The sequence below is a fragment of the Streptomyces sp. NPDC042364 genome (assembly GCF_056437585.1).
In genome coordinates, this window is record NZ_JBWKAJ010000040.1 from 19,696 (window position 1) to 28,637 (window position 8,942).

Annotated in this window: 7 protein-coding genes and 1 pseudogene; 5 read left to right on the forward strand and 3 right to left on the reverse strand. The window is 73.2% G+C overall.

Annotation, left to right across the window (positions count from 1 at the left end; genetic code table 11):
• Positions 1 to 95 precede the first annotated feature (95 nt).
• Together AC067N_RS38315 and AC067N_RS38320 are read left to right on the forward strand one after the other, a co-directional pair.
• Positions 96 to 881: a DUF4142 domain-containing protein gene (locus tag AC067N_RS38315; protein ID WP_478683577.1), complete on the forward strand. Its 786-nt coding sequence runs from the start codon at positions 96 to 98 to the stop codon at positions 879 to 881.
• A 164-nt stretch (positions 882 to 1,045) separates the two neighbouring features.
• The gene (locus tag AC067N_RS38320; RefSeq protein ID WP_478683578.1) at positions 1,046 to 2,677 is read left to right on the forward strand and encodes an alpha/beta hydrolase; all 1,632 of its coding nucleotides are present in this window, start codon (positions 1,046 to 1,048) and stop codon (positions 2,675 to 2,677) included.
• A gap of 5 nt (positions 2,678 to 2,682) precedes the next feature.
• Here AC067N_RS38320 and hemQ read toward each other — a convergent pair whose 3' ends face one another.
• Together hemQ and hemG are read right to left on the reverse strand one after the other, a co-directional pair.
• Positions 2,683 to 3,414, reverse strand: coding sequence for a hydrogen peroxide-dependent heme synthase (gene hemQ / locus AC067N_RS38325; RefSeq protein WP_478683579.1), 732 nt, complete (start codon positions 3,412 to 3,414; stop codon positions 2,683 to 2,685).
• A 5-nt stretch (positions 3,415 to 3,419) separates the two neighbouring features.
• Positions 3,420 to 4,874, reverse strand: coding sequence for a protoporphyrinogen oxidase (gene hemG / locus AC067N_RS38330; protein ID WP_478683580.1), 1,455 nt, complete (start codon positions 4,872 to 4,874; stop codon positions 3,420 to 3,422).
• 167 nt (positions 4,875 to 5,041) lie between these two features.
• On the opposite strand from hemG, the gene AC067N_RS38335 reads away from it, so the two are divergent.
• Positions 5,042 to 5,974 (forward strand): DUF4349 domain-containing protein, encoded by a 933-nt coding sequence (locus AC067N_RS38335; protein ID WP_478683581.1) that lies wholly within the window; start codon positions 5,042 to 5,044, stop codon positions 5,972 to 5,974.
• Positions 5,975 to 6,001: 27 nt separating this feature from the next.
• The gene (locus AC067N_RS38340; protein ID WP_478683582.1) at positions 6,002 to 7,402 is read left to right on the forward strand and encodes an FAD-dependent oxidoreductase; all 1,401 of its coding nucleotides are present in this window, start codon (positions 6,002 to 6,004) and stop codon (positions 7,400 to 7,402) included.
• A gap of 342 nt (positions 7,403 to 7,744) precedes the next feature.
• Here the strand turns inward: AC067N_RS38340 and AC067N_RS38345 are convergent, their stop codons facing one another.
• Positions 7,745 to 8,083 (reverse strand): hypothetical protein, encoded by a 339-nt coding sequence (locus AC067N_RS38345; protein ID WP_478683583.1) that lies wholly within the window; start codon positions 8,081 to 8,083, stop codon positions 7,745 to 7,747.
• A 76-nt stretch (positions 8,084 to 8,159) separates the two neighbouring features.
• Between AC067N_RS38345 and AC067N_RS38350 the strand changes: the two are divergent.
• Positions 8,160 to 8,828, forward strand: a pseudogene (locus tag AC067N_RS38350) (rhomboid family intramembrane serine protease); the annotation flags it as partial.
• Between the last annotated feature and the right edge of the window lie 114 nt (positions 8,829 to 8,942).

Below are 8,942 nucleotides of genomic sequence, written 5' to 3' on the forward strand. Positions count from 1 at the left end.
TACGGCAGTTGGCGCAGACCGGGCAGTAACATGCCGGACCGAAGGCCAATCCGCACCCGAAGCGCTCGCGTGCGGTGCCGCAAGCAGGAGGCACCATGCGATCCGACAGACGCAGCAGAGGACTGCTCAATGGGACAGGGCTCATCGTCGCCGGGCTCACGGCGACACTCCTGGCACTGATCTTCCCGATCTGGTCGTACACGGACCGCTCGGGCACCGGCGTGGACACACTGAACGCGTCCACGGTGACGACGCAGTACGGTGCGCTGTCCGGGCTGGACCGGGAGTTCATCACCAAGGTCAGACTGGCGGGGCTATGGGAGCTGCCCGCCGGACAGCAGGCCCAGACGAAGGGCACCACCAAGGCCGTACGGACGGCCGGCGAGCATCTCGTCGAGGGGCACACCTTCCTGGACGCCCGGGTCCGCAATGTCGCCGCCCGGCTCGGGCTGGCCCTGCCCAACCAGCCGAACGACCAGCAGAAGGCCTGGCTCGGCACCCTGGACGCGGCGCAGGGCGAGCAGTACGACCGGGAGTTCGCGAACATCCTGCGGACGGCCCACGGCAGGGTGTTCTCCGTGGTCGCCCAGGTCCGCGCCACCACCCGCAACTCGCTGGTCCGCGACCTCGCCGACGACGCCAACACCACCGTCCTCGACCACATCAAGGTCCTGGAGGCCACCGGCCTCGTCGACTACGACGCGATCGCCCGGGACGCGGCCTCCGCGAGCGCCCCGCCCATCACCAACTCCCCCGCCCCGCCCGGCCCCTTGGACGACCCCGGCTCACCGATCCCGGTGACCCCCTCCCCGACGGCGTCCCCGTCCCAGCGCTACTCCCTCCCCCCGGCGGCGACGGGACCCCGCCAGGAGGACGACTGATGTCGTGACACCGGAACCCGCGCCCCGCCCCCACCGCCCGGTTGACGTCCGGGCCGCAGGGCGGGGCCGCCGCGACACGGCGACACCCACGGCCGGTGCTTTACTTCACCCCCTTTCGCACGAAACATCCCTTTTACTACTTTCGTACTTCGAAGGGATACGCGATGCGGGCTGCCGTGCTCTACGGGACGGTCGGGGCGGTGTTGCTGAGCGGCGTCGCCGCCGCGCCGGCGCGGGGCGAGACGTCCGGGATCGCGGGGGTGGACGTCGCGGCACGGCGGGCGGCCGAGGAGGGCGTCCGGTTCGGCAGGTGTCCGGCGCGGGAGGGGCTGCCGGACGGGCTGCGGTGCGGGACGGTCAAGGTGCCGCTCGACTACGCCCGGCCGCACGGCAGGCAGATCTCCCTCACGGTCAGCCGGGTCGAGGCCAGGGGCAAGGTCCCCCGGCAGGGGGCACTCGTGTTCAACCCGGGCGGACCCGGCGCCTCCGGGATGTACTTCCCGCTCATGGGGTTCCTGCCGGAGTGGAAGCGGATCGCGGCGGCGTACGACCTCGTCGGGTACGCGCCACGCGGCGTCGGGCGCTCGGCGCCGCTGTCCTGCGAGGACCCCGGGCGACGGCACCAGGGGCCCTCCGCCGCGCCGACGCACCCTTCGGCGTCGTACAAGAAGCGGCGGATCGCGCGGGCGAAGGCCTACGCGCACCGGTGCGCGCAGCGGGCCGGGAGCACACTGCGGCACTACCACTCGCTCAACAACGCCCGCGACCTCGACGTCCTGCGCGCCGCGCTGGGCGAAGACCGGCTGACCTTCATGGGGGTGTCGTACGGCAGCTACTTCGGGGCGCTGTACGCGAACCTGTTCCCCTCACGGGTGCGCCGCATGGTCTTCGACTCGGCGGTGAACCCGGACCCCGAGCGGATCTGGTACCGCAACGGCCTCGACCAGGCGGCGGCGTTCGAGGGGCGCTGGGCGGACCTCAGGCGGTGGATCGCCGGGCACCACAAGGTGTACGGCCTGGGGAACACCCCGGAGAAGGTGCAGCGCGCCTACGAGCGGGCGGCGGCACGCCTGTCCGCCCGGCCGGCCGGCGGCACGGTGGGACCCGCGCAGTTGCGGAGCACGTTCCGGCAGGCCGCGTACTACGACGACTACTGGCCGCAGCGCGCGCTCGCCCTCTCCGCGTATCTGCGCGGGGACGCGAAGCCGCTGATCCAGCTGGCCGGGCCGTACCCGGAGGCGGCCGTGGAGCAGGAGAACGCGACGGCCGTGTACACGGCCGTCGCGTGCAACGACGGGCCCTGGCCGGCGGACTTCCGAGGCTGGGACCGCGACAACACCCGGCTCGCCCGGACGGCGCCCTTCCAGACCTGGGACAACGTGTGGACGCACCTGCCGTGCGCGTACTGGCCGGGGCCGCGGCAGCGTCCCCTGGACGTGCGCACGGGGCCGGGTGAGCTGCCGCCGACGCTGATCCTCGCTGCCGAGCTGGATGGCGCCGCCCCGTACGAAGGTGCGATCGCCTTGCATCGGCGGCTCTGGGGCTCCGTCCTGGTGACCGAACGGGACGCCGGGAGCCATGGCGTCACGGGCGGGCCCAACAAGTGCGTCCACACGTATCTGGAGGCGTATCTGCTGAAGGGCCGGGTGCCCGTGAGGCGGGCGGCCTGTGCGGGGCGGCCCGCGCCGAGGCCCACCTCCGCGCGCGCCGCGACCGCCCCGTCGGGCGGCCGGACGGCCGAGACGGGTCCGGGGCCGGCCGCCCGGTTCCCCGCGCCCCTCGCGGGGCGCGGGTAGCCCGGTTACGCCAGGCCCTCGACCAGTTCGGCGACCGACTTCCGGCGGCCGGTGTAGAACGGGATCTCCTCCCGGACGTGCATCCGGGCCTCGGAGGCCCGCAGGTGGCGCATGAGGTCGACGATGCGGTACAGCTCGTCGGCCTCGAACGCCAGGATCCACTCGTAGTCGCCCAGCGAGAACGAGGCGACCGTGTTGGCCCGGACGTCGGGGAACCCGCGGGCCATCTTGCCGTGGTCGGCGAGCATCCGGCGGCGGTCCTCGTCGGGCAGCAGGTACCAGTCGTAGGAGCGCACGAAGGGGTAGACGCTGACGTAGTCGCGGGGCGTCTCGTCGGCGAGGAACGCCGGGATGTGCGAGCGGTTGAACTCGGCGGGGCGGTGCAGCGCCATGTTCGACCACACCGGGGTGAGAGCGCGGCCCAGCCGGGTGCGGCGGAAGAGGTTGTACGCCTCCTGGAGCTGGTCGCTGGTCTCGGCGTGCCACCAGATCATGAGGTCGGCGTCGGCGCGCAGGCCCGACACGTCGTACGTGCCGCGCACGGTCACGTCCTTCGCGGCGAGCTGGTCGAACAGCTCCTGGACCTCGTCGGCGTAACCGGAGCGGTCCTCCGGGAGGACGTCCTTCAGCTTGAAGACGGACCACAGCGTGTAGCGGATGACCTCGTTGAGGTCCTTGGCCAGCTTGCCCTTGTTGGGGACACGGCCGGACTCGGTGGTGGGGGCGTCGTCGCTCATGGAACTCATTCTCCCGCTCCGCCGTGCAGGCTCTGCACCGGGTTGGCCGTGAGGTCCTGCACAGCGCGCAGGTCACCCTGGATCTGGTCGACGGCGGCCGCCGCGCCGGCGATGCAGGCCGGGATGCCGACGCCGTCGTACGCCGCGCCGCAGACGGCGAGGCCGGGCAGCTTGCCGAGGTGCTCGCGGACGCGGGCCACACGCGTGTGGTGGCCGACCGGGTACTGGGGCAGGCCGTCGTCCCAGCGGGTGACGCGGGTGTCGACGGGGGTGGCGATCAGTCCCGTGGCCTCGCGCAGGTCGCGGCGGGAGACGTCGACGAGGTGGGCGTCCTCGTGCTCCAGGATCTCCGTCTCGCCGTAGCGGCCGACGGAGGTGCGCAGGATGAGCAGGTCGGGGTTCTCGTCGGCGATCCAGCCCCACTTCTGGGAGGCGAACGTGGACGCCTTGATGGTGCGCCCGTCGACCGGCGGCACCAGGAAGCCGCTACCCTCGGGCAGCGTGACGTCGGCACGCCGGTAGGCGAGGGTGACGAGCGCCATGGAGGCGTACTCGACGGCGGCGAGTTCGGTGGCTGCCTCGGGGGCCTCGGCGCGCAGCAGGCCGGCGGCGACCGGAGCGGGGGCGGCGAGGACGACGGCGTCGGCGTGCAGCACCCGGTCCCCGGCGGCGACGCGCCAGCCGCCGGAGGTCTCGCGGCGCAGCTCCGTGACGGGGGTGCGGGTGAGGATCTCGGCGCCGCGGGCCCGCACCGACTCGGCCACCGCGAGCGGCAGTCGGCCCACGCCGCCCTCGATGCCCATGAAGACGGGGCCGGTCTGCCCGGCGGCTGCCGCGCGGGCCTGGATCTCGCGGACGCCCTCGGTGAGGGAGGTGTGCGTCCGGGCGACCTCGAAGAGCTGCGGGACGGCCGAGCGCATCGAGATGCGGTACGCGTCGCCCGCGTAGACCCCGCCGAGCAGCGGCTCCACCAGGCGGTCCACGACCTCTCTGCCGAGGCGGGCAGCCACGTACTCCCCCACCGCCACGTCGTCGCCGACCTCCGTGCGCGGCAGGTCGGCGTCCCGCTCGATACGGGCGAGGCCCTCCTCGGACAGCACTCCGGCGAGGGCGGACGCGGTGCCGGGGACGCCCATGACGTGGCCCTTCGGCATGGGCCGCAGGGCACCCCGGGTCCACAGCGAGGCCGTGGCGGTGGCGGGCGGCTGGAGCCGGTCGGCGAGTCCGACCTGGCGGGCGAGGGCGACCGCCTCGGGGCGGCGGGCCAGCAGGGACTCGGCGCCGAGGTCGACCCGCGCGCCCGCGATCTCGCCGGGCAGCAGCTTGCCGCCGACCCGGTCCGAGGCCTCCAGGACGGTGACACCGGCACCCCGGTCCAGCAGTGTGTGCGCCGCGGCCAGCCCCGCGATCCCGGCCCCGATGACGACGACATGTCCGATGTCCGGACGTGATCCGCTCATGGGTCCACCTTCTCAGACGGCCCCGACGGCGCAGGTAGGGCCGTGTGGCCCCTCCGAGTCCCGACCGTGACCGCTTCGGGACCGGGCCCCGCAAACGTCCGGGCCCGCTCCGGCGTCGAAGGAGCGTCACCAGGCAAGCCGGACACGACCCCCGGGGGTACGCCGCCATGGCGCAGACAAACGCACGACGATCCCGACGGCCCGCGGGGGCCGTCGCCGCCCTGTTCCTCGCCGCCGCGCTGACCCTCACCGGGTGCGGCGCCGGCGACGACTCCTCGGGCGGCGAGACGGCCTCCGACAGCAAGGCCGGCGCCGCGGCCCGGCAGGAGGGGGCGCTGAGCGACGAGAGCGGAAGCGGCTCGAAGAAGGATCAGTCCGCCGACACCGCGCCGAAGCTCGGTCCGAGCCACGTCATCCGCACCGCGAGGCTGACCGTGCGGGTGAAGGACGTGCCGAAGGCGCTGGAGGAGGCCCGGACGACCACCGAGAACGCGGGCGGGTTCGTGGCCGACGAGTCTACGACCCGCGACGGCGAGGGCCGCGAACGCACCCGGGTGGTGCTGCGGGTGCCCACCGGGAAGTACGAGGAGGTCCTCACCGAACTGGAGGGCACCGGCAAGCTGGTCGAGCGCAAGGCCAAGGCGGAGGACGTCACCGACCAGGTGGTCGACGTGGAGAGCCGCATCACGACGCAGCGGGCGAGTGTGGCCCGTATCCGCGAGTTGATGGACCGTGCGACCAAGCTCAGCGACGTGGTCACACTGGAGGGTGAGCTGAGCACCCGTCAGGCGGACCTGGAGTCGCTGCTCGCCCGGCAGAAGTCCCTGAAGGACCGCACGAGCCTCGCGACGATCACGCTGTCGCTGTCGGAGACCGCGGTGAAGAAGGCCGGCAAGGACGACGAGCCGGGGTTCGTGGACGCGCTGGCGGGAGGCTGGAACGCGTTCGTCGCGGTGTTCCGCTGGCTGGGCATGGCGCTCGCCGCGATCCTGCCGTTCGCTGCGGCCACGGCCCTCGTCCTGCTGCTGTGGTTCCGCTTCTTCGGCCGCTCGCGGCGCCCCGCCCCGGCCGCCGAGCCGGAAGGCGGCGAGGAGAGCTGAAATGCGGGGCGGTCGTAGCGTGTTCCCATGAACATGAGCCGTACGGAACGTTCGAGGGAACGCCTGGTCGTCGTCGGAGGCGACGCGGCGGGCATGTCCGCCGCGTCGCAGGCGCGCCGGCTGCGGGGGTCCGACGAGTTGGAGATCGTGGCGTTCGAGCGGGGCCACTTCACCTCGTACTCGGCGTGCGGCATCCCGTACTGGGTCGGCGGTGACGTCCCCGAACGGGGCCGGCTCATCGCCCGTTCGCCCGAGGAGCACCGGGCCCGGGACATCGATCTCCGGATGCGCACGGAGGTCGTGGAGATCGATGTCGAGGGCAGGCGCGTACGCGCGCGTGAGGTCGACTCCGGCGAGGAGTACTGGACGCCGTACGACAAGCTCGTGATCGCGACCGGCGCCCGCCCGATCCGCCCCGACCTGCCCGGCGTCGACGCCCCCGGCGTGCACGGGGTGCAGAACCTGGACGACGGCCAGGCCCTCCTCGACACGCTGGCCGCCACCGGGGGCCGCCGCGCGGTGGTCGTCGGCGCCGGCTACATCGGTGTGGAGATGGCCGAGGCCCTGATCAACCGGGGGTACGAGGTCACGGTCGTCAACCGCGGCAAGGAGCCCATGTCGACGCTGGACCCGGACATGGGCCGTCTGGTGCACCGGGCCATGGAGGGCATGGGCATCACCATGGTCGACGAGGCCGAGGTCACCAAGTTCCTCACCGGCGACGACGGCAGGGTCCGCGCGGTCGCCACGGACGACGCCGAGTACCCGGCGGACGTGGTGGTCCTCGGTATCGGGGTGCGCCCCGAGACGGATCTGGCAAGGGCGGCGGGCCTCCCCCTCGGCGACCACGGCGGTCTGCTGACCGACCTGTCGATGCGGGTCCGCGGCCACGAGGACATCTGGGCGGGCGGCGACTGCGTGGAGGTGCTCGACCTGGTCTCCGGCCGTGAACGCCACATCCCGCTCGGCACCCACGCCAACAAGCACGGCCAGGTCATCGGCGCGAACGTCGGCGGTGGCTACGCCACGTTCCCCGGCGTGGTCGGCACCGCCGTCAGCAAGGTCTGCGACCTGGAGATCGCCCGCACCGGCCTGCGCGAGAAGGACGCCCGACGCGCGGGCCTGCAGTACGTCGCCGTCACCATCGAGTCCACCAGCCGTGCCGGCTACTACCCCGGCGCCGCCCTCATGACCGTCAAGATGCTCGCCGAACGCCGCACGGGCCGCCTCCTCGGCGTCCAGATCGTCGGCCGGGAGGGCGCGGGCAAGCGCGTCGACGTCGCCGCCGTGGCCCTGACGGCGGGCATGACGGTCGAGCAGATGACGGCCCTGGACCTGGGCTACGCCCCGCCTTTCTCCCCGGTCTGGGACCCGATCCTGGTGGCGGCGAGAAAGGCCGTGACGGCGGTGAGGGCAGGCGGCTGGTAGGGCGTGTCGCGGAAGTCGCTTCGTCGGCAGGGCGTGTCGCGGAAGTCCCGTCGTGCGCCCGAAGGGCCGGCGCCGCGGCGTGCGGGACGTGCGATCGCACGGCGCGGGAGCCCCTGGAATCCGCCGCGGGGCTGCCGGGGCGTTTCGGCAACGCCGCGAGCGCGCGTGCCAGGCGTCGCGGGACAGGCGGGACTTCCGGAACACGCCCCGGAGGGCGTGCCGGGCGCGGTGACGCGGCGGAGATCCCTCAGGGCCTCGTTCCCTCCGGGGCGCGGGGAACTGCGCGACCGGTCACGACGAACCCGTACCCGGCATCGCCCAGGATCCGGACGCGAGATCCCCTCAACCAGCCGAGGAGTTCCCGCTGATCCGGTCGATCGCCTGCATCGCCTGGTCCGATCCCGGCCGCGACGGCAGCGACGACACGGACGCGGACGAGGTCACCGCGGCGGGAGCGGTGGGCGCCGTCGCCGGCTTCGCGTGCGCCGCGGCCGCCCGCACCGACCGCAGCCGGTGGCTCACCGCCTCGTCCAGCGTCACCGGCCGCTGCATCCGCGCGGACAGCCGCCCGGCCTCCTGCCCGAGCGCGGCGACGTCTTCCCAGGTGAGCTTCACCACCAGGGACAGTTCCGCCTCACCGTCGGGGGTGGCGTGCATCGAAGGAGTCACTCGGTCGTTCATCGCCTGTTCCTCACGTAGATCCGCGGTTGAGGACACATACGCGCCACCGCGCACGAGCGTTCACAGCTCCGCTCGCCGGCTGCGCCACCTCCAGGCGTTCGCGGAGCAGTACGCGGCGGTGCCAAGGGAGTTGATCCACCATCAGCTGCCGGACCTGGTGCCCACGGGCGCGGTCGATCCCCGCACGGGCGGCTGCCTCGTGGGCGCGCCGGGCTTTGACAAGTCACCCGCGCTGTCCGTCCTCACCGCGATGTTCCTGCACGGCGGCCGGCTGCATCTGCTGGGCAACCTGCTGTTCCTGCTGGTCTTCGGCACCAACGTCGAGGACCGGCTGGGGCATGTGCGCTTCGCGCCGTTCTACGTGGCCTGCGGCTACGCGGCCGCGTACGGCTACGCGCTCCTCAACTCCGGCTCGGGCGACCCGCTGATCGGCGCCTCCGGGGCGATCGCCGGGGTGCTCGGCGCGTATCTCGTGCTCTTCCCGAGGGCCAGGGTCTGGGTGCTGGTGCTGGTGTTCCTGCCGCTGCGGCTGCCCGCATGGCTGGTGCTGGGCTCCTGCTTCGTGCTCCAGGCGGTCTACTCGTCCGGCGAGGGCGTCTCCGGCGCCGGGACGGTGGCGTACGCGGCCCACATCGTCGGCTTCGTCGCGGGCATGCTGCTCGCCTGGCCGCTGCGCCCGGGCGCCCCGCCCCCACCCGAGCCGCGCGGCCTGCTCCGGGGCAGGCGGGCGCGGCACGGGTGGTGAGGCGGGCACCGCTGGAGGGCTAGCGCCAAGGCCGTGAAGTTTGCGGCTGGGGTGTGTTGTCAAGGGCTGGCGGCGGCGAGGATTTCGATGCTGGTGGTGGCTTTGTAGCTGGTC

Coding starts and splice junctions, on each gene's coding strand:
- AC067N_RS38340 (WP_478683582.1), top strand. CDS start 6,002: ATGAACATGAGCCGTACGGAACGTTCGAGGGAACGCCTGGTCGTCGTC.
- AC067N_RS38320 (WP_478683578.1), top strand. CDS start 1,046: ATGCGGGCTGCCGTGCTCTACGGGACGGTCGGGGCGGTGTTGCTGAGC.
- AC067N_RS38315 (WP_478683577.1), top strand. CDS start 96: ATGCGATCCGACAGACGCAGCAGAGGACTGCTCAATGGGACAGGGCTC.
- hemQ (WP_478683579.1), bottom strand. CDS start 3,414: ATGAGCGACGACGCCCCCACCACCGAGTCCGGCCGTGTCCCCAACAAG.
- AC067N_RS38345 (WP_478683583.1), bottom strand. CDS start 8,083: ATGAACGACCGAGTGACTCCTTCGATGCACGCCACCCCCGACGGTGAG.
- hemG (WP_478683580.1), bottom strand. CDS start 4,874: ATGAGCGGATCACGTCCGGACATCGGACATGTCGTCGTCATCGGGGCC.
- AC067N_RS38335 (WP_478683581.1), top strand. CDS start 5,042: ATGGCGCAGACAAACGCACGACGATCCCGACGGCCCGCGGGGGCCGTC.